Genomic DNA, 20,167 nt, shown 5'->3' with positions numbered 1-20,167 from the left:
ATGCCGCTAAAGGTACATTATTTGATTAAGAAAATTTTTTAATGCTATAAAACTACCAGACATAAGTTGCAACAGCACCTGCTGGCAATGAAGTTTTTACTGTTTTTCCTTTATATTGAATGTTAAAGGTTTTTTCAGCGGTGTTTCCATTGACAACGATCAGTGCAGTTTTTCCATCCGGAGTCCTGAAGGCTACGTTTTCTAAATTGTCAGTAATGTTAGAACCGATTCTGTAAGATCCTGGTCTTACAAATTTCGACGCATGGCCAATAATGTAATAAGCTACGTTTTTTGTAACCTCAGGAGCTACAGTAATCGCCCCTAAGCAATTTTTACATCCGCCTACAGTATGTGGGCCATATAGTGGGTCAGCGGCTAAATTCCACTCTAAAACATTTCTGCTCCAATTACGGGTTGCTCCGATAATTAAAGTAGAGACATGCCACTTTAGCTCCTCATCAAATTTACCCGGTCCGCCAACCCATTGTTCTGTGAAGTACAGGTTTTTGTCCGGATGTGCTTCATGAACTTTAGACAATGTTGTGATCTGACCGCCGTATAAGTGGAAAGCAGATCCATCAACGTATTGTTTTGCCTCTGGGTCATCCAGAATAGTAATCGGATAATCCGGGCGATCTGCGTTATGATCGTAAATGATAATCTTTGTTTTAACACCAGCAGCTTTAAATACAGGGCCTAAAGCAGATTTAATGAACATAGCCTGATCTTTTGCTTCCATATACATACTTGGAACATTCCCAGGATGTAAAGGCTCATTCTGAATCGTGATTGCATCAATTGTAATTCCCTGAGCTTTCATCGCATGAATATATTTCACCAGGTATTTTGAATAAGATTCGTAGTATTCTGGTTTCAGACTTCCGCCTTTAAAGCTATGGTTCGTTTTCATCCAGGTAGGAGCAGTCCATGGAGAACCTAAGATTTTTAGGTCAGGGTTAATAGCCAGGATCTTTTTCAGGATAGGTACTAAATCTGTCATTTCTTTAGCCATAGAGAACTTATCCTGATTAATATCAGTCTGTCCGGCAGGTAATTCATTGTAAGTAAAGTTATCTGCACTCAGATCTGAAGCGCCGATACTGATCCTCAGGTAACTTACGCCGATACTGTTTTTCTTTGTAGAGAACAGTTCCTGCAATAAGGCATCTTTAGTCTTTTCATCCAACGCATTGATTAAGCTGGCACTGCCGCCGGTTAAAGTGTAACCAAAACCATCAATAGTTTGAAATTTTTGTGTTTCATCAACACTAATTACAGGATTGGCAGATTGAGCGGTACCAAATTTTAAAGTCGTTGACTGTTCTTGTAATAAGGCTGATTGATCACCTGTAGTGAGCCAGTATTTAACTTCACTGTTAGCAGCAGCAGACCGGTTAGGATCTGTTGCTGTTCTTTTTGCTGAACACGCTGATAGCGCAATCGCAAAAGCAAATAGGATATTCTTCTTCATCATTATTGATTGTAAGTGAAATTGATTTTCTGATCAGCAATTTGTACGGTAAAGTCTCCGTCTTCAGTTACTTTCTGGCCTTCTGGATTAATAAAGCCTAGATCATCTGCAGTAATCTTAAAAGTTACTGTTTTAGTTTCACCGGCTTTTAATTCTATTTTATCAAACCCTCTTAAACGTTTCACGTCAGGGCTAACTAAAGTAGCTACCAGGTCTGAGGTAAATAACAACACACTTTCCTTACCTGCAACTTTACCAGTATTGGTTACCTCTACAGAAACGGTTAAAGTTTCTCCTTTTTTCAAAGCAGCTGTACTTAATTTAATTGGACTGTATTTGAACGTGGTATAACTTAAACCAAATCCGAAAACGTACTGCGGGTTATAATCTGCATCGTAGTTATAAACACCTTCTGTAGTAGAACGTGCTTCAGATGGTTTATGGTAATAAGTAAACAAGGCATTTGGATATTGCGGGTAAGTGTAAGGTAATTTACCTGATGGGTTTACTGTACCTAATAGTACGTCAGCAATGGCATCGCCACCAAAATTACCAGGCAGGTAACTCTGTACGACTGCACTCATTTTTTTCTCAAATTTAGAGATCACTCTCGGGCGGCCTTCATTCAATACTAAAATGATCTTTTTACCTGTAGCCGCAAGTTTTTGCGCAAGCTCTGTCTGAAGATCTGAAAGATAAAGGTCACTTAAGTTACCTGGGGTTTCTGTGTAAGAGTTCTCTCCTAAACATAAAACAACTACATCCACATCTTTAGCTGCGGCAATTGCTGCGTCTAACTGATCTGCATATTCTTCAAAGTATTTGCCATCCATTTTATAGCTCACACCCGGTACATAGGTCACGTTTTGCTTGCCGGCTTTATTTTCTAAAGCTTTCAGGATCGTATTATATTTTGCGGCGAATTCTTCTACTTTTTCTCCCTGCCATGAGTAAGTCCATGCACCATTCAAAGTTCTCATTGAATTTGCGTTAGGGCCAGTAACCAAAATTTTCACTCCTTTGTTCAATGGTAAAGCCTGATCTGTATTTTTTAACAAGGTAATAGATTCTGCTGCTGCTTGGTAAGAAGCCAGCTCAAATTCTTTACTGCCAAACTTAGGATAGTCTTTAGGGTTGGTTGTTGGCTTGTTGAAAAGATCTAAATCAAATTTTACCTGTAAGATTCTTCTTACTGCATCATCGATACGGCTTTCTTTTACTTTACCTTCTTTAACTAAAGCAATCAAATCATCACAAAAAGGCTCATAGTTATAAGCAACCATTGACATGTCAATACCTGCATTAATAGCAATCCTTACGGCATCCTTATTATCTTTTGCTACGTGATCTCTTTTGTAAAGGTTTTCAATATCACCCCAATCTGTAACCGCCAGTCCTTTGAAACCTAATTCTTCTTTTAACAATTTAGTGATCAGGTTATAGTTAGCATGAACCGGAACACCATTAATAATTCCTGAGTTAATCATGATAGTTTTCGCACCTGCCTGAATAGCTGCTCTGAAAGATGGTAAGTGATATTCTCTTAAGGCCTGGTCAGAAATATAGGCAGGGGTTCTGTCTTTACCTGAAATTGGTACTTGGTAACCTAAAAAGTGTTTAATGGAAGAGGCTACACGGTATGGATTAGAGACATCATTGTTGTCTCCTTCCAGACCTTTTACAGCCTGAACACCCATTTCGCTTACTAAATAAGGATCTTCTCCGAAACTTTCCCATTGACGAGGGAAGCGGGGATCAGCACCTAAATCCAATAAAGGAGAAAATGCCCATGGAATAGAGCTTGCACGGGTTTCATAAGCAGTAATCTCAGCTCCTCTGCGAACAAGGCTTCTGTTGAAAGTTGCTGCTTGTCCGATTTGCTGCGGGAACATGGTTGCACCTGCGGTATAAGTTTCACCGTGAATAGCATCAATACCATAGATCACAGGAATACCATTTTTGGTTCCTTTCATGGCAGTTTGCTGGATCTTACTGATAATTTCATACCAGACTTTAGGTGTTCTTGCCCTGTTGTTTGATGTATTTAATACTGAGCCCAGTTTATACTGAATCAGTGCTTTTTCCATTGCTTTTTGATCCAGTGCAAACGGTTCATCACTGGTAAAACGATCTTTACCGGTTCCGATAACGTCGAGCGTGATCTGTGCCATCTGACCTACCTTTTCTTCCAGGGTCATTTTCTGAAGCAGGCTTTCTACTTTCGCATTATTCTTTGTTTGTGCATCGACTATTCCGTAAGAGAGCATTAACAAAAGAACTGAGAGGGGTTTTCTTAAATACATCTTAATTGTTTATTTGGGCTTAAAAAATTGAAGGCAGCCTGAGCTGCCTTCGGGATCTATATTAAATTTTGTTAGTAACCTGGGTTCTGAGTCAGATTCCCATCTAATTGTATTTCATTAAATGGAACCGGGAATAATAATTTAGTCTGACTTACATTGTAATTCAATGGTTTTCCATCAGGACCGGTTTGTTTGTTCATCAGGTCAATTGTGTATTGTTTACCGAATCTTAAAAGGTCATTCCAGCGGTTACCTTCAAATGCTAATTCCATTCTTCTTTCATTCAGGATAGCCAATGCGACATCATCTTTTGAAGTTGCTGTAATTGGTGCAAGTGAAACTCTGGCCCTGATCTGGTTCACTAAAGGAATTGCTGCTCCTGTTTGACCTAATTGGTTCAGTGCTTCAGCTTTTAGCAGGATAATATCTGCTAAACGCAGCAGAATAGTGTTGTCTGTACCACCTCCATATTGTGAAATATTGGTTTTCCATTTATAAAGGAATGGAATTGTGCCATAGGCAGCAGTATAAGGTGTTGGGATCGGATCTCCGGCAGCCAGACCATCTGTACCAACGGTTGCCAGGTAAACTGAGGAGCTCAAACGGATATTATCGTTTTGAGATTTATACAGGTTGACCAGGTCATTTGTTGGAAGGTTGAATTTATTGAAAGAGTAAGTGCCAAATTTTGCAGGTAAGAATAAAGAAACATTGTAACTGGTAAAACCACTTGCAGAGGAGTGCTGAATTTCAAATATAGATTCAGAGGTATTCTTGGTGCCATCAAACAAAGTAGCAAAGTTAGGGACCAATGCGTATTTTCCTGAGTTGATTACTTTATTGCTATAGTCCAGACTCTGCTGATATTTTCCTTCTTGTGCATATACTTTAGCCAATAGTGCTTGTGCTGATCCTTTAGTGGCATGACCAACTGAAGCTGCGGTAAGTGGTAAGGCTGTTTCTGCGTCTATCAGGTCTTTCTCTATTTGTGCATATACTTCTGTTGCTGCGTTTCTGCTGGGTTTAGCAGGAAAATCAACAGTTGACAAAATCAGCGGTACATCATTGTAGGTAGTTACCAATTGGAAGTAATCCAGTGCTCTTATAAATTTAGCTTCACCCAGAATCTCCTGTTGTCTGTTATTTGCAAATTGTTCTGCTGCAATTTTAGGGACATAATCCAGTACTATATTCGCTGCATAGATGTCCTGATATAAATTCTGCCAGTTACGGGTCGCGTTTCCGTTTTGTGGAGTAAGCTGGAAGTTATCAATTGCAAAGTTGTCAGGGTTATCACCACCTGCGTAACAGTTGTCTGCACGGGCATCACCATTGGTAATATAATCCCAAACCCAGTATTGATTGGTTAAAAAGGCTTGCTGATAAACGCCTACAAGGCCACCTTCGGCATCACTTGCAGTTTTATAATAGGTTCCGGCAGTACCTTGTGAGATTGGTTGTTTGTCTAAAAAGCTTTTTTTACAAGAGCAGAGCAGGCCAATTGAGCCGCACATTGCAATGGTTAATATTTTATGATAGTTGTTCATTTCTTAAAATTTAGGATAGGATTAAAAAGATAGATTCAGACCTGCTGTGTATGTTTTTGTTTGCGGGTAAGTACCGTAATCTATACCCACAGCAGTAGAGCTTGGTGCACCAAGTTTACCATCTTGCTGAGAGCTTGAACTAAAGGTATTGACCTCAGGGTAATAGCCTTTGTATTTGGTAATGGTCCATAGGTTCTGAGCTGTAGCATACACAGTCAGCTGTATACCTTGTTTATCAAACAAGCTGTTTTTAATCCTGTAGCTTAACGTGATTGATTTCAAACGGACAAATGAACCATTCTCCACAAAGCGTGATGATGGAAGCGTATTGGTTGTACCCGCAGCGTTTATACCACCAAAAAATGCACCTGGAATATCAGTAATATCACCTGGTTTTCTCCAGCGATCTAATACTGCTGCACTTGCATTAGCTGTAGAAGACATAGATTCAGTTTCTACTCTTGTCGCATTGTAAACTTTATTTCCGGTAACTGCATCAATTAAGATGTCCAGGCTTAAGCTTTTGTAGTTAAAACTATTGGTAAAGCCATATACTCCTTTTGGCAGTCCGCTGCCCAGGTAAGTCTGGTCTGCTGCTTCTGGTTTTGCAGTGATCGTTCCATCTGCTTTTCTGTACAGTGCATTTCCATTAGCTGGATCAACACCTGTATACTGATAACCATAAAATGCGCCTAATGGCAAACCATTTTTAACAATAGACAGATTAGTGTTATTTCCATTACCACCAAATCCTATACCACCGAATGGAAAGGTCTGGTCTACATTATTTCCTTTACTGTCCACTAATTGTGGCATACCATTTACAGAATTTTTATTAAAGGATGCGTTTAAGTTAGCAGTCCATGAGAAATCAGTTTTAGCCAGTATTCTTCCTGTTACTGAAAATTCAATCCCTTTGTTCGAGATATTACCCGGTAGATTATAATAACCAGTATTTGCATTACCCGAAATTGCAGTAGGGAAAGTTACCGGGAAAATGAAGTTAGTTGTTTTTTTATCGTAGTAATCAGCACTGAATGATACTCTGTCATTTAATACAGACAGATCAAAACCAATATTTAATCCTTTAGTACTTTCCCATTTCAGATCTGGATTACCAAATGGATTAGCTGGTCTGTAACCTGAAGCACTGTTGCCGCCAAATAAATAGGCTGAAGGGTCTAGTGAGCTGTAGCTATTGTATAGTGTTTGGGGCAAATTACCTACTTCACCATAACCTGCTCTTAGTTTTAGGTCTTTGATAACAGTATTGTCTTTCAAAAAGTCTTCGTTAGAGATACGCCATGCTCCGGATACTGCCGGAAAATATCCCCACTGGTTATTAATACCTGCTCTGGATGATCCGTCAGCTCTTAATGACGCGGTTAACAGGTACTTATCGTCATAACCGTAGTTGATACGGCCAAAGTAAGAATTACTTGTCCAGTCTGTTTTAAAAGTAGAGATCTGTTTGTTCGCACTTGCAGCATTTAAGGTCTTTATTCCAGCTGGAAAACCTGTACCGTATAAATAGCTGCTGGTATATTTTTCTTCGATAGCTGACGTTCCAACTACAGCAGTAATGTTGTGTTTTCCGTTGATTACTGTAGAGTAGGTCAAGGTGTTATCCCAGGTATAACGGAAAGTTTCATTGGCTGTATTTGTTCCTATACCATTTACCTGGCTTGCTCCCTGGTTAGTTAGCGGGTTGGTAAAGGTATCGTTGTTATAGTTGTTTAATGAAATACCTAATTGTGAACGGTACTTAATGTTAAATGGTAAAGTGATTTCGGCGTGTGCATTTCCCAGTAAGTTGTTTTTTACATAATGGTTCTCATTACTGTAAATATCATCCAATGGGTTAGAAACGTTATCTGTGTTCGCCTGGTATTTACCATTTGAATTAAAGATTGGAAGGATAGGCGGAGCGTAAAGTGCACCAAGTATGGTTCCTCCTCTGTTAGCAGACTGGTTATCATTCACGGTACGGCCGTCGGTTCTGTTGTAAGCAACATTAGTTCCTACAGATAACCATGGTTTCAGCTTTTGTTCTAAGCTCAGGTTGGTAGAATAACGTTTAAAGTTAGTACCGTATACAATTCCGTCTTGTTGTAAGCGGCCTAATCCTAAATAGAAGGTTCCTTTGTCGGTACCGCCGGATACGCCTACATTAATTCCACTTTGGTTTGCAGAACGGTAAGTCAGGTCCTGCCAGTTGTTATTGGCAGTGAAATTAGCTGGGAATGCGGGTACATTCTGTCCTTTATTGGTATACTCATCATTGATCAGGTCTTTGTACTGGTCGGCATTCAGCATATCCAATTTTTTAATGATTTGCTGTTTACCTGCATACATGTTAACTTCTACCTTGGTTTGTCCTGCAGTTCCCTTTTTAGTAGTAATTAATACGACACCATTGGTGGCTCCTAATGAACCATAGATTCCGGCAGCAGAGGCATCTTTCAGTACACTGATTGATTCGATATTGTTAGGGTCTATACTTTCTGTGTTTCTTACTACAACTCCGTCTACAACGTAAATCGGTTCAGAGCCGTTTGGTGAAGATGCTCCGCGTATTCTTACGCTGAAATTACCACCGCCTGGTGCGCCTGATGCGTTGAATACCTGTACTCCGGGAGCTTTTCCTGCAAGAACTTCAGAGGTATTGATGATTGGGCGCGCGCTTACATCTTTCACACTGATGGTAGAGATCGCTGAAGTAATGTCTTTCTTTTTCTGTGAGCCATAACCTATAACGACTACTTCATTCAGTTCCTGGTTTGAATCAGCCAGTGTAGTATTGATATTGGTTCTGTTATTAATAGCCTCCGAAATCGTTTTATAGCCTATAAATGAAAAAGTAAGTGTTCCGTTTCCTGGAGCAGACAGCGTGTAAATACCGTCTTTATTAGTCATCACCCCGTTGCTGGTTCCATCGACTTTAACCGAGACTCCCGGTAAAGGCAGACCCTGATGATCTTTGACTTCACCTTTTATGTTGATGTTCTGTGCTATGGCTACAGAGATCCCGCATAAAAGACAAATGATTAAAAGAGTAAAATTTTTAGTCATGATTTGCTTATTTAGGTTTGTATTTGATTGTTAAAGTTAAGGGCTAATATCTGTTAAAATCAACATATTAAACAAATATATTTTTTATAAATAGCTGATGAACAGTTAATTATGGAGTATTTGATACGCTTCAATACCGTAGGGTAAATAAGGGTTTGTGGCTGATATACAGGGCATAGGAGAAGATATTCAATACCAGGTACGGCATAAACGATACGCTCTGATACCCTTAAAGAATTAATGTGATTTTAATGGCTTTAATCCAGAACAAGCTGGCTCCACCCGTTTTTGCTGGTCTTTTTTAGTACTGTTTTTCTTTCTTCCATCAGGAGTTTGATCTTGGAACCATAAGTCCAGCAGGTACTTTGGCGGATATTCAGTATTTCAGCGAGCTTGTGTGAAGAGATTTTTCCTTTACTGGAGTAGATCAGGAAAATCATATAAAATGCTTTATTAATGGGGATACGGGTATTTTGAAAAACGGTATAAGCAGTAACAGATTCTTCATATCCGCATTTACTGCACCTTCTGCTAAAGGTGATGTGCCCGCTATAGAAATGTGTGTTTTTACATTTGCGGCAGCTATAACCGTCTTTCCATTTGAGTTCGGACAGAAACAGGTTGCAGCTGTCTTTGTCGGGATAGATTTTACTGAATTCTTCAAAATCAACATCAGCAGACATCACGCGGTCACGGGTTACTTTTTCTACATTGGTTTGCAGTTCCTGATTGTCTTGTTCCAGGAGTATGTTCATCCTGGATATTTCTTCTGCTTGTTGCTGCAGCCTGTCATTAACTGCAAGCAGCTCCGCATTTTTAGCTTCAATAATTAGGGATTTATGAAATACTTCTTTAGTGCGTTCTTCTACTTTAGTTTCCAGTTGCTGGTTTAGAGTGTCTTTCAGTTTTACATTTTCTGCCATCTGATGGATCATCTGACGCTGTACTTTTTCTTCCTTGGTTTTCAGAATGCGCAGTTTATCGCCAATAGCAAAGGAAAGAAATACCATTTCCAGAATAAAACAGAAGCTCAGACTGTAATAGCTGATCACCCCAAAGTTTAGCCAGGCAAATCCCAGCATAATCAGGAATTTTAAGGTAAAGCCGATAAAAAGAAAACTATAGCCTAAAACAAAGAAACGGGCAGGCTTATAACCTTGTTTGTAAATATAAATACCGGTATAGAAGGCTACAGCAAGGGGAATAAATTCGAGGAATTTATAGGTAAGCAATGACTGGTCTATGATCAGGCTGTAAAGAAACAGGACTGTCCGGATGCTGATGATATAAAGTATAAACTTGTTTAGTTTCGGGGCATTAGCTTTCACAAAGAGCAGTTCTTTGGTAAACAGCAGGGCAAATATACTGGTTGCATACAGGGCAAAGGCATAAGCAATCTGGTTCCATCCGGTAGCGGAAGACCATAAATACTGGTAGGCGATACCGTCTGTACTCATTTCAAAGAAACCCACGCTTAGATTATACAGTACGTAATAGAGGTATTGTCTTTGCCGCATGGCGATAAACATGATCAGGTTATAGAAGCTAAAAACCAGGATCATTCCATAGAATATGCCGAAATAAAAGTATTCATCCAGTGCGTAAGAGATAAACCAGTCTACGCTTCTGAGTACGATGATGGCATCAGAGATCTGTGAGGATTTAAATTTGAAGTAATAAAGCTGTGTTTCATCATTGTCGTTATTGATGTACAGCTCGAAGTTTTTATGGTGAAGTTCACGCTGGTCAAAGTTGAATTGATCACCGAATTCTTTGATTTTGTAATGTCCGTCCTTTTGGGGTAAATAGGCGGTTACATGGTCTATGGTTTGATCGAAGAACTCCAGCAGGTATCTTTTGCTGGCTTTACTATTGTGTTTAATCTTAATTCTAAACCAATAGGTTGCTTTCAGATCGGTAGTTTGCGGAGTGCTTTTTATGCTTTTTATGAAATGCTGATCAAAATCTTTACTGCTGATCTGCTCAAAGCTGAGCTTGTTTTGGGTGTCTTTTAACCATTCTATCTCACCAAAATTAAAGATGTGCTGATTGATATTGTCGTTTACGGTGACTGGTTGCTGCGCATAAATAGCCGGACTAATAACAAGCAGGAGAATTACTGTGAGTAAGGTACTTAAGCGTGAGAGTGTGAACCGGTTAAACATAAATGAATAAGAAAGGCCTTGGCATCTGGTATGAAAGCAAAGATAGGATTAATTTGATTTCAAATCTGCAACGTGATTGCATATGTGTATATATGGCCTATATTTGCAGGCATTAATACAAATTTTAAGGAAATATGAGTATAGCTACCATAATATGGAACCCCGGTGATTCGCTGATAGATTTAGGTTTTTTCGCTTTAAAGTATTATTCCCTGTTTTTTCTGCTTGCTTTTGTTTTTAGTTATATCGTAGTCAAAAAACAATTTATTAAATATGGGATTGATGTGGAGCTGATGGATTCTTTAACGATTTATGCTGTTCTGGGAACATTAATCGGGGCACGTCTGGGACACGTGCTGTTTTATGATTTTGCTTATTTTTCTCAGCATCCGCTGGAAGCTGTACTCCCGGTTACTTTTACACCGCATTTCCGGATCACTGGTTTCCTGGGATTGGCAAGTCACGGTGGTGGAATAGGAATTATGCTGAGCTTAATTTTATTTAGCAGAAAGTTCAAGGTGAAATTGTGGTTCCTGCTAGACCAGGTTGCCCTGGTAGTTCCGCTTGCAGGTACTTTTATCCGGTTGGGTAATCTGATGAATTCAGAAATTATTGGTAAGCCGACTGATGTGAGCTGGGCTTTTGTTTTTCTAAGGGATGATAATATTCCGCGCCATCCGGCACAATTATATGAGGCTATCGTCTATTTATTGATTTTTGGCTTTGTTTACCTGATGATGAAGAAATATCCGAGGGCTTCTGGTTTTTATTTCGGAATGGTCATCTTCCTGATCTTCTGTTTCAGAATTGCTATTGAATTTATTAAAGAGGATCAGTCTGCTTTTGAGGCGGGCATGCTGCTGAATATGGGGCAATTGCTGAGTATTCCTTTTATTTTAACGGGTATGGTAATTATGTACCTTAAAAGAGGGGACGAGGAACAGACTCCGATGAAAGAAGAAGAAAAAGTACTGCTGAAACAAAAAGTAGTATTGAAAACTGCTAAGCGATAGCAGTTTTCAATTTTGTCCTGTTATTTAACATGGAGGTTAGCAACATACAGAGTAAGAATCCACCGAAGGCTAATCCCGCACCTACATATTGTGGCGAGGTAAAGCCGTAGGCTGCAATTGGCATACCTCCTAAAAATGCACCTAAAGCATTACCTGTATTCGCACTGGCCTGCATAGAGGAAGAGGCTAACATTTCTGCGCCTTTTGCTGCGCCTATCATCAGCATTTGCATTGGTGCAATAACTGCGAAGGCGAGTGCTCCTGTAATGAAAGTCAACAGGATTGCTGCAACTTTAATATGACTTAAAAGAGCAACCAGGATCAGGGTAACAATCATAGCCAATAATAAGTAACTAGTTGTTTTAAGTGGTGAAAACTTGTCTGCCAAACGGCCGCCAATGAAATTACCTACTGCCATTCCCAGGCCTGCAATGACCATGATCGGCGTAATCATATTGCTGTTGAAGTGTGCGACTTCTGTCATCAGCGGTGCGATATAACTGATCCAGGCAAATAATCCTCCTGTACCGATCGCAGAAATTCCTATAATGATCCAGAGTTCTGGTTTTTTAAATACTTTAAGGCTGTCCGAAAACTTGGTTTCTGATTGTGATGGGAGCACCGGCAACCATAATTTGATGCTGGCTGCGGTAATCAGTGCTATTACAGAGACTAAAAGGAAGGAAATTCTCCAGCTCACATTGTGACCGATAAATGTGCCCAGAGGTACGCCAATTATATTCGCTATCGTAAGTCCGGCAAACATCACTGAAACTGATTTGGCTTCACTTCCGGGGTCAGCTAGTCTGCTGGCAACTACTGCACCGATACCAAAAAAAGCACCGTGTGGTAAGCCAACCAAAAAACGTGCAACCAGCAATAATTCATAGGTTGGGGCAAAGCTGAATAAGATGTTACCGCTGGCCACGGTAATCATGAGTCCGATCAATACCTTTTTGGGAGGATACTTTCCAAGAACGGCAACCATTATCGGAGCCCCGATAATTACACCTAAGGCATAAATAGATATTAAGTTCCCTGCTGAGGGAATACTGATGCTGAGGGTTTTAGCGACATCCGGCAATACCCCCATCATCATGAATTCTGTCATTCCCAGGCTGATGCCACCCAGGCAAAGTGTAATCAGGCTTATTTTTGTATTGGTAATTAGCTTCAGTAATTTCATATTGGCCGCAAAGATAAGATTGTTAGAGCCAATTGCATGGTTTACAGATTTATATGATATGGATATGAAATTTCTATCAGATCCTCTATCAGCTGATCCCAGTCTTCCAGTTCATTAACTAAGGAGGAAATCAGCTCTTTAGTCAATGGTTCCTGGTTGAAAATCCGGGTTACAGTATCCAATGGAATTCCGCCTTCTGCATAACTTCCTTTGAAATAATCTGATGCCCATTTAATATAGGTAGCAGGTTCTGCATCCAGCGGGGTTAGCAGTTCTGCTGAATGATCGTCATTTTCAGCAGGTATTCCTGTTTTCCAGGGCTGACCGTTTAGTTGCCATACTGAAAAAGTAGTTCCGGCAGAGGCTACAGGTTCTCCAAAAATGAATTCATGGAATACCTCAGGAAGCTGATCGGTTAATTTGTCTTTTTCCCCTTGTTCTGCTTCTGAGAAATAACCATTAATTACAGCTCCTTCTTTTCTGAATAGCGCCAGCAACTGGTCACCTTCTCCGTTGCGCATTTCAAAAAATTCTTCGTCTTCACTCCATTGACTATTGTATGAGTGATAACGATAAGTCCAGTCCTGGCAAAGTATGGCATCTAATACGGCCATAGCTTTGCAGGCGGATTGTAGTTTTTTGTTGTCTGGCAACAATTGAAGGTCTGATGTATTGATCATAAATATTTAAAATAGGGTTTCTAACCCTGAATTCCTCTTTTGCCTTCTACAGAAATGTCCGAACCTTCTGCCAGCATCACAGAAACTGGTTCCTGATGGTTCAGACAGTCGAATTCCGGGCCATAAGTGTGTGCGAAATCTACAGCAATTTTGAATTCTTTAACTTTATATTGTGCCCATTTAGGGTGTTTTACTTCGTATTCGTTAGTTTCTGTCTCATTACATTTGGTATAACCCCAGTAATGTCCGGTAATGAATTCAGCTTCACTGTCCGGTAAAATTTCAGACAGCGCTTTGTTCGCTTTTACAGAGAAAACCTGCCATTCATTTTTACACCTCCAACTGTATTCTACTTCACGCTCATCTTCAGTTTCCGACCACTTGTGGGTCATTGGCATGGCTTCATAATGTTCATGGTAAACGGTATTAGCTACCACGGAAAGTGCAAATTTAGGCACTATTTCCTTGATAAAGACTACGCCGCGTTTAACGGTGTCGCCTTCTGTATACTTGACATAGAAACGCAGGTTCACCTCTTCAAAATTAGCATGAAAAGGAACACTGAAGCCCAGTAGTTTAGTGTTTTTAAAAAGGAAACCTATTAAACTTACGTAACAGGTGTCATTCCAAATGTCCAGTTCCGTACCTGCTGGCAGGTAAGGGCGTAGGATTTCTTGATCGATGGCATAATTAGCAATTGCTAATTTTCTCCATTCTGCGGTTAAAAAACTCATTAAAGATTTGGTCTAAATTGATTGATAGACCAAAGTACTAAACCTAAATGATATTGAGGTACTAACAGTGAAATAACCTGTCATTCGAATTTCACTATTTCGGCGTTGTTTTACTTTTTTTAGTTAGATGACAGGGAATGAGTAACTTGTTTAATTGCTAATTGTTCTTCATTTATTTTAATATATCCATAATTATAGCAGTAAATGCAGATTTTTCCATTTTGTTCATTTAATTGATGGGTGAAAAAGCTGAAATTGAAACCTGCCGCAGAAAGTAAGTAAGGTGTAGAGGTTTTAATTCCCTGCTGAATCAGTTTTTCCAGAATACCGGTGTTTTTTTTCAGGATACTATTGATTTTTTTGAAATTCTGATCCCGGTTTCTATTGATCACATTGTTATAATGACACCGGCAGTAATCATCACAGAATTTTTTATCTGTACGTCCTTTAATTAGCGTCCCGCAATCCTGGCAATATTTCATAGCAGCAACTTACCCTGTTTTTGTGTGTTTGTGGTTAAATATTTTTTCTTTTAAATCTTAGTCTAACCGATAATAAACGGTTAATGAACGACTAACGGGTATTCTTATTCCCATATTTGGTTTGACGGTCAGGGATGGTTTAACGTTCAATTTTTTCTGCGCTGCAAGAGGTGAATGACCGGATTTGAAATCGGTTCCGGACAAAGAATTTGTATTAATAAAATAAAAGGTGAAATATGGATAGAGTAAGAAACAGCGTGCGTTTAACTGGTTATGCAGCTACAGATCCGGTAATTGTGACTTTTATTACAGGGAAAAGGATGGCCAGGTTAAGTCTGGGCGTACATGAGTTTTATAAGAATGGCTTAGGAGAGGCAATGGACCAGACGCAATGGTTTAATTTAATTTTCTGGAACCAGAAAGTAGAACTGGTAGAAAATATCGTTAAAAAGGGTATGGCCATGCAGGTAGAAGGGAAGCTGAGTGCGCAGACTTATATGGATAAAAATGGGGATCAGCGGTATACTACTGAAATCGTAATTCACAAGCTGGAAGTCGTTGATAAATATGACTTATAAGGTGACTATTCCCTCCGCCTGCCGGAGTTGGAGGGAATAGTTTTTTAGAAATGAATATTTAGTCCGCCATAAAAGCTTCTGGTGGCTGCAGGATTGAAGTATCTTCCTCCGGCAGCATTCAGATCGTTACCAAGGCTGTAATTTTGGTTGAGCAGGTTATCTGCACCAGCAAAGATTTCTACCGGAATATTTGCTATGTGCAGTTCTTTCCAGCCGATTTTGCTTTGTACCAAATGATAGTCCTTTGCATAAACGGTATTGGCATCCGTTAGCGGAATTCCTGAAGTATAATTGTGTTGCAGGAAAATATAGAACCCTTTTGGCAATTGCAGATCTATGGAGGTGACGATAACGTTTTTTGGAACACCGGTAAGGTCTTTCCCTGAAAGATCTACTGTACGATCCATATAATGATCGAATTTAAAGCGGCTTAGTGTGTAGGCACTTTTAATTGATAATCCTCTGATAAAACGGTTTTTATTTGACTGAACCAGCCATGCTGAGGCGGAAGCTTCTAATCCCCACTGTTTTGTTCCGCCTGCATTGACGAAAAATTCTGTGCCATTTTCATTTAATCTCCGGACAATTGCATTTTTTAGCCGATAGTAAAAAGTATTGAGATCTAAAGATATTGTGCGGTTTGCTGTTTGGTACCTGATCCCTGTTTCATAATTCCAGCCGCTTTCTGGTTGTAAGTCCATATTAATTACATTGTCCGATGCCCTGATTTCGGCAAGTGTGGGCGGTGAATAACCGCGGCTAACAGATCCGCGTAAGGATAGTTCTTTATTTAATAAATAAGAGAGGGCTGCTCTGGGCATAAACTGCAAGTCAAAATTCTTCGTTTTCTGAGGGTCAGGAACAGGAGCTTTACGTTCATATTTGTATTGATATAAGTTTCCGCTAACTGAGAATTCCAGTAAAAGTCTTTGAAAGATATCCACATTTAAATGTGCATAACTAAAATCGGTTACTGCTTTTAGTCGGTCTGAAGCTTGCAAATTACCCGGTATTCCGTAGTCATTATCTCTATTATCAATGTTTGAAGCTGTTTTAGCGGCTTCTAGACCCAGGTTGAATCTCCAGGTAACATCTTCTGATTTTTTAAAGTATTCCACATATGTTCGAATTCCAATTGTGAATTCCTTCCGGTGTTCGTAATTAGTGAGGAATGGATTCTTGAAATCTGTGTAAGAAGTGAACGCAGAAAGAACATGTTTAAACTGTGAACTTAATTGCCAGTTGTTCGTCACTCCTGCATAAAAAGTTTTGCTGTAAATACCTGCCTGCTGTTCTGCCGGACTTCTGATTTTACCAAAAGCTGGTCTTGATGCTTTTGGGTTCAATTCATACTCTGCTGCTGTTAACCCTCCCGGAGTTTCATACTGTAAATCGCTATAGAACAACAAGGCTGTCAGGTTTGATTTTGGCGTATAATCCCATTTTTGATGTACCTGCAAATATTTCCTTTCCATTTGGCTATGGTCACGGAAACCGTCACTTCTTTGATAGGACTGGTTAATGTTCAGGGTGTAGTTTTTCCACCTTTTACCAAGGTTCAGGTTTTCATGGAGCAGGCCAAATGAACCGCCGGTAAGATTTAATGAAATCTGGGTACTGTCTGTAGCTATAGTATTGGGCGCAATTAATACGACTCCTCCAGAATTAGCACCATAGATACTACTTTGAGGGCCTTTTAATATTTGAATATTTTGTATGCCAGATAAGCCCAGTGCATTCAGATAGCTATTTCCGCCTGCATCAGTTAACGGAAATTCGTCAAAGTAGATCTTCACATTTCTAATTCCAAAAGGGGAACGTAATAAGCTTCCTCTTATGGATAGTCTGTAACTTCCCGGAGAACGTTCTTCCATCCGGACTCCTGATATGGTATTTACAGCCGTGACCAATGAACTATTAGGTTGCTGATCCAGCACTTTTCTGTCTAAAATAGCCACAGCCCCTGTTGTTCTTAACAAGGGCTGTGTAGAAAAATAAGGTCGGATAATGACCTCTTCAAGTTTCTTTGTTGTATCTGGTTTGACCTGACTAAAGCTTGTTAAAGTTAAGGTCAGAAGTGAAAGCGTAAGGAATTGCTTCATCTATTTGGCTGCAACTCTCCAAACTACACCACTCACATCATCTGCAACCAGTAGTGCACCATCATTTGCAACAGCAACACCAACAGGACGACCATAAACTTCACCTTTTGCTTCGTCTGCAATGAAACCTGTTAGAAAGTCTTCTAATTTTCCAGCTGGTTTTCCATTTTTAAAAGGAACAAAAGCGACTTTGTAACCGGCTAATACTGATCTGTTCCATGAGCCATGCTGACCAATGAAAGCTCCGTTCTGATATTTTTCAGGAAACTTTTTATCCGTATAAAATGTCAGACCTAAAGATGCGGTATGTGATCCGACTGCTAAATCAGGAACAAGAGCAGACTTAACCAGTTCAGGATGCTGGCCTTTTAATCTTGGATCTTCGTTTTGACCGTAGTAGGAGTACGGCCAGCCGTAAAATCCTCCTGGTTTAACACTGGTGATATAATCAGGTACAAGGTCATCCCCCAGACCATCACGTTCATTTACTGCAGTCCATAAAGCATTGGTAACGGGGGCCCAGGCTACGCCTACAGGATTTCTTAATCCTGCAGCATATATTTTTTCACCTGTTCCGTCCGGGTTAACTTCCAGGATGTTAGCGCGGCGTACTTCATGCTCCATTCCATTCTCTCCTGCATTACTTCCAGATCCTACGGTAATATAAATTTTAGAATGATCGGCATTGGTAATCAGGTTTCTTGTCCAGTGGTTGTTATATCCACCAGCAGGCAGCTCCACAATCTTTTTACCTTTAGCAGTGATTTTAGTATCACCTGTTTGATAAGGGTAGACATATAAGCCATCAGTATTGGCTACGTAAAATGAATTACCAATAATCAATACTCCGTAAGGTTGATCAAGTCCGGATAAAAACGTGGTTTGTAAATCATATTTACCATCTTTATTGGTGTCTCTGAACAGGAGTACTGTGTTTGCACTTGATCCACTTACTTCTGCTTTATCTTTGCCGCTTAGTACATTAGCTATTTTCTCTTTGGTATTGCGCTCGGAATTGGAGAGTACAACCAGTATGTCACCATTAGGAGCAATATAGATGTTTCTTGGGCTTTTAATATTTCCTGCAAACCTGGTAACTGTAAATCCTGCTGGTGCTACTGGTGTTTTATCGGCCGGCCAGCCTATTACTTTACTGAATTTGGTTTTTGAAGCGCCAGTGTCTGGTACTGGCAAATTCAACGCATTTTTAGTCGTATCACTACCTGTGGTATCTGTCTTGGTTGTATTCTTTTTTGTTTGTGAATTACAAGAAACCATGAAGGGTATGGTACTCAGCAGAAGAAGGTATCTTTTCATTAGAATATGGTTTTTAGGTTGTATATATTTAATTTAATGCTACGCAATAGCTTGCTAAAGCTATTTTGTTAACAAGTTAATTGAAAGGATGTTTCATGAAATATATATATTTCAATGCCGTTTGTGAATTTAGTTATTAAAATTGTTTTAGCTATAAGGTGGTTTAACAAAAAAAGTCCTGCTCAATTAAGAACAGGACTTTTAAAATAAAAATTAGACTACCTCAGTAATTAAGCTAGTTTCGATTGTAAGTTTTCATCAATCGCAGCTAAGAATTCTTCAGTGTATAAGTAGTGTTTACCATGTTCTACTTTGTTACCATGGATACAAACAGCTAAATCTTTAGTCATTTTTCCACTTTCAACAGTTTCAATACAAACCTGCTCTAAAGCGTGACAGAAGTTGATTAATGGTTGGTTGTTATCTAACACACCACGGAATTCCAAACCTCTTGTCCATGCAAAGATAGAAGCAATAGGATTTGTAGAAGTTGGTTTGCCAGCCTGGTGATCACGGTAGTGACGGGTCACTGTACCATGCGCAGCTTCAGCTTCCATAGTTTTTCCATCTGGTGTAACTAATACTGATGTCATTAAACCTAATGAACCAAATCCTTGTGCAACTGTATCTGATTGAACGTCTCCGTCATAGTTTTTACAAGCCCAAACAAAGTTACCATTCCATTTTAAGGCAGAAGCTACCATGTCATCGATCAAACGGTGCTCATAAGTAATACCTGCTTCTTTAAATTTAGCTAAGAAGTCATTTTCATAAATCTCCTGGAAGATATCTTTGAAACGACCATCATATTTTTTAAGAATAGTATTTTTTGTAGATAAGTATAAAGGCCATTTTTTGATTAATGCCTGGTTGAAACAAGCATGTGCAAAACCACGGATACTCTCATCAGTGTTATACATTGCTAAAGCAACACCATCACCCTGGAAGTTATAAACATCAAATGACTGAACTTCACCACCGTCTTCTGGAGTGAATGTCAGGGTTAATTTACCTTTTCCTTTAGTTACTAAATCAGTAGCACGGTATTGGTCACCAAAAGCATGACGGCCGATACAGATCGGAGCAGTCCAGTTTGGCACTAAACGAGGAACATTGCTCATCACAATTGGCTCACGGAAAACAGTACCATCTAAGATATTACGGATGGTCCCGTTTGGTGATTTCCACATTTGTTTTAAATTAAATTCTTTTACGCGGTCTTCATCAGGAGTAATGGTAGCACATTTAATACCTACACCGTATTTTTTAATGGCTTCAGCTGAATCAATAGTCACCTGATCATTAGTCTCATCACGGTATTCTATACCAAGATCATAATATTTAATATCAAGATCAAGATAAGGTAAAATCAGTTTATCCTTAATGAATTTCCAGATGATACGGGTCATCTCATCACCATCTAACTCTACAACTGGCTGGTCTACTTTAATTTTTTGTACAGACATATTATGGTTTCAATTTTAACTTTATAAAAAAACAAAGATATAAATTTTGAG

At 39.4% G+C, this 20,167-nt stretch carries 14 protein-coding genes; 2 read left to right on the top strand and 12 right to left on the bottom strand.

The features are described from left to right. Nucleotides 1–52: 52 nt before the first annotated feature. From LY11_RS19280 to LY11_RS19260, 5 genes are all read right to left on the bottom strand, one after another. Nucleotides 53–1,474, bottom strand: a complete 1,422-nt coding sequence (locus tag LY11_RS19280; protein WP_111635276.1) for a glycoside hydrolase family 30 protein — start codon at nt 1,472–1,474, stop codon at nt 53–55. Further along, nucleotides 1,474–3,774, bottom strand: a complete 2,301-nt coding sequence (locus tag LY11_RS19275) for a glycoside hydrolase family 3 N-terminal domain-containing protein (RefSeq protein ID WP_111635275.1) — start codon at nt 3,772–3,774, stop codon at nt 1,474–1,476. Before LY11_RS19275 ends, LY11_RS19280 begins: the two co-directional genes overlap by 1 nt. Before the next feature lie 71 nt (nt 3,775–3,845). After that, entirely contained in the window at nt 3,846–5,321 is a 1,476-nt protein-coding gene (locus LY11_RS19270) for a RagB/SusD family nutrient uptake outer membrane protein (RefSeq protein WP_111635274.1), read from the bottom strand. 21 nt (nt 5,322–5,342) lie between these two features. Beyond that, nucleotides 5,343–8,393, bottom strand: a complete 3,051-nt coding sequence (locus LY11_RS19265; RefSeq protein WP_111635273.1) for a SusC/RagA family TonB-linked outer membrane protein — start codon at nt 8,391–8,393, stop codon at nt 5,343–5,345. 257 nt (nt 8,394–8,650) lie between these two features. Beyond that, nucleotides 8,651–10,558, bottom strand: coding sequence for a 7TMR-DISM family protein (locus LY11_RS19260; protein WP_111635272.1), 1,908 nt, complete (start codon nt 10,556–10,558; stop codon nt 8,651–8,653). 134 nt (nt 10,559–10,692) lie between these two features. On the opposite strand from LY11_RS19260, the gene lgt reads away from it, so the two are divergent. Next, on the top strand, nt 10,693–11,571 hold the full coding sequence (gene lgt / locus LY11_RS19255; protein ID WP_111635271.1) for a prolipoprotein diacylglyceryl transferase: 879 nt from the start codon (nt 10,693–10,695) through the stop codon (nt 11,569–11,571). On the opposite strand, the gene LY11_RS19250 is transcribed toward lgt, so the two are convergent. The 4 genes from LY11_RS19250 to LY11_RS19235 all read right to left on the bottom strand — a co-directional run bounded on the left by LY11_RS19250 (nt 11,561) and on the right by LY11_RS19235 (nt 14,653). Continuing rightward, the gene (locus LY11_RS19250) at nt 11,561–12,757 is read right to left on the bottom strand and encodes an MFS transporter (protein ID WP_111635270.1); all 1,197 of its coding nucleotides are present in this window, start codon (nt 12,755–12,757) and stop codon (nt 11,561–11,563) included. The two genes, lgt and LY11_RS19250, sit on opposite strands and share 11 nt — an antisense overlap. Before the next feature lie 41 nt (nt 12,758–12,798). Further along, nucleotides 12,799–13,437: a hypothetical protein gene (locus LY11_RS19245; protein WP_111635269.1), complete on the bottom strand. Its 639-nt coding sequence runs from the start codon at nt 13,435–13,437 to the stop codon at nt 12,799–12,801. A gap of 20 nt (nt 13,438–13,457) precedes the next feature. Continuing rightward, on the bottom strand, nt 13,458–14,171 hold the full coding sequence (locus tag LY11_RS19240) for a YqjF family protein (protein WP_111635268.1): 714 nt from the start codon (nt 14,169–14,171) through the stop codon (nt 13,458–13,460). A 119-nt stretch (nt 14,172–14,290) separates the two neighbouring features. Further along, complete coding sequence (locus LY11_RS19235) at nt 14,291–14,653, bottom strand: hypothetical protein (RefSeq protein ID WP_111635267.1); 363 nt, start codon at nt 14,651–14,653, stop codon at nt 14,291–14,293. 236 nt (nt 14,654–14,889) lie between these two features. Here LY11_RS19235 and LY11_RS19230 point away from each other — a divergent pair, with 236 nt between their 5' ends. Then, nucleotides 14,890–15,231, top strand: a complete 342-nt coding sequence (locus tag LY11_RS19230; RefSeq protein WP_111635266.1) for a single-stranded DNA-binding protein — start codon at nt 14,890–14,892, stop codon at nt 15,229–15,231. A gap of 44 nt (nt 15,232–15,275) precedes the next feature. On the opposite strand, the gene LY11_RS19225 is transcribed toward LY11_RS19230, so the two are convergent. The 3 genes from LY11_RS19225 to LY11_RS19215 all read right to left on the bottom strand — a co-directional run bounded on the left by LY11_RS19225 (nt 15,276) and on the right by LY11_RS19215 (nt 20,116). Then, nucleotides 15,276–17,333: a TonB-dependent receptor gene (locus tag LY11_RS19225; protein WP_111635265.1), complete on the bottom strand. Its 2,058-nt coding sequence runs from the start codon at nt 17,331–17,333 to the stop codon at nt 15,276–15,278. Then, nucleotides 17,334–18,650: a PQQ-dependent sugar dehydrogenase gene (locus LY11_RS19220; RefSeq protein ID WP_111635264.1), complete on the bottom strand. Its 1,317-nt coding sequence runs from the start codon at nt 18,648–18,650 to the stop codon at nt 17,334–17,336. A 230-nt stretch (nt 18,651–18,880) separates the two neighbouring features. Next, a complete protein-coding gene (locus tag LY11_RS19215; RefSeq protein WP_068403325.1) occupies nt 18,881–20,116 on the bottom strand; it encodes an isocitrate dehydrogenase (NADP(+)) in 1,236 nt (411 codons plus the stop codon). Nucleotides 20,117–20,167: the final 51 nt, after the last annotated feature.

It is taken from the genome of Pedobacter cryoconitis, from assembly GCF_003259615.1.
GTDB lineage: Bacteria > Bacteroidota > Bacteroidia > Sphingobacteriales > Sphingobacteriaceae > Pedobacter > Pedobacter cryoconitis.
This window is presented reverse-complemented; position numbering and strand designations above follow the sequence as displayed.

Excerpts from the sequence above, each read along its gene's own strand:
- LY11_RS19280 (WP_111635276.1), bottom strand. The coding sequence starts at position 1,474 with ATGATGAAGAAGAATATCCTATTTGCTTTTGCGATTGCGCTATCAGCG.
- LY11_RS19275 (WP_111635275.1), bottom strand. The coding sequence starts at position 3,774 with ATGTATTTAAGAAAACCCCTCTCAGTTCTTTTGTTAATGCTCTCTTAC.
- LY11_RS19270 (WP_111635274.1), bottom strand. The coding sequence starts at position 5,321 with ATGAACAACTATCATAAAATATTAACCATTGCAATGTGCGGCTCAATT.
- LY11_RS19265 (WP_111635273.1), bottom strand. The coding sequence starts at position 8,393 with ATGACTAAAAATTTTACTCTTTTAATCATTTGTCTTTTATGCGGGATC.
- LY11_RS19260 (WP_111635272.1), bottom strand. The coding sequence starts at position 10,558 with ATGTTTAACCGGTTCACACTCTCACGCTTAAGTACCTTACTCACAGTA.
- lgt (WP_111635271.1), top strand. The coding sequence starts at position 10,693 with ATGAGTATAGCTACCATAATATGGAACCCCGGTGATTCGCTGATAGAT.
- LY11_RS19250 (WP_111635270.1), bottom strand. The coding sequence starts at position 12,757 with ATGAAATTACTGAAGCTAATTACCAATACAAAAATAAGCCTGATTACA.
- LY11_RS19245 (WP_111635269.1), bottom strand. The coding sequence starts at position 13,437 with ATGATCAATACATCAGACCTTCAATTGTTGCCAGACAACAAAAAACTA.
- LY11_RS19240 (WP_111635268.1), bottom strand. The coding sequence starts at position 14,171 with ATGAGTTTTTTAACCGCAGAATGGAGAAAATTAGCAATTGCTAATTAT.
- LY11_RS19235 (WP_111635267.1), bottom strand. The coding sequence starts at position 14,653 with ATGAAATATTGCCAGGATTGCGGGACGCTAATTAAAGGACGTACAGAT.
- LY11_RS19230 (WP_111635266.1), top strand. The coding sequence starts at position 14,890 with ATGGATAGAGTAAGAAACAGCGTGCGTTTAACTGGTTATGCAGCTACA.
- LY11_RS19225 (WP_111635265.1), bottom strand. The coding sequence starts at position 17,333 with ATGAAGCAATTCCTTACGCTTTCACTTCTGACCTTAACTTTAACAAGC.
- LY11_RS19220 (WP_111635264.1), bottom strand. The coding sequence starts at position 18,650 with ATGAAAAGATACCTTCTTCTGCTGAGTACCATACCCTTCATGGTTTCT.
- LY11_RS19215 (WP_068403325.1), bottom strand. The coding sequence starts at position 20,116 with ATGTCTGTACAAAAAATTAAAGTAGACCAGCCAGTTGTAGAGTTAGAT.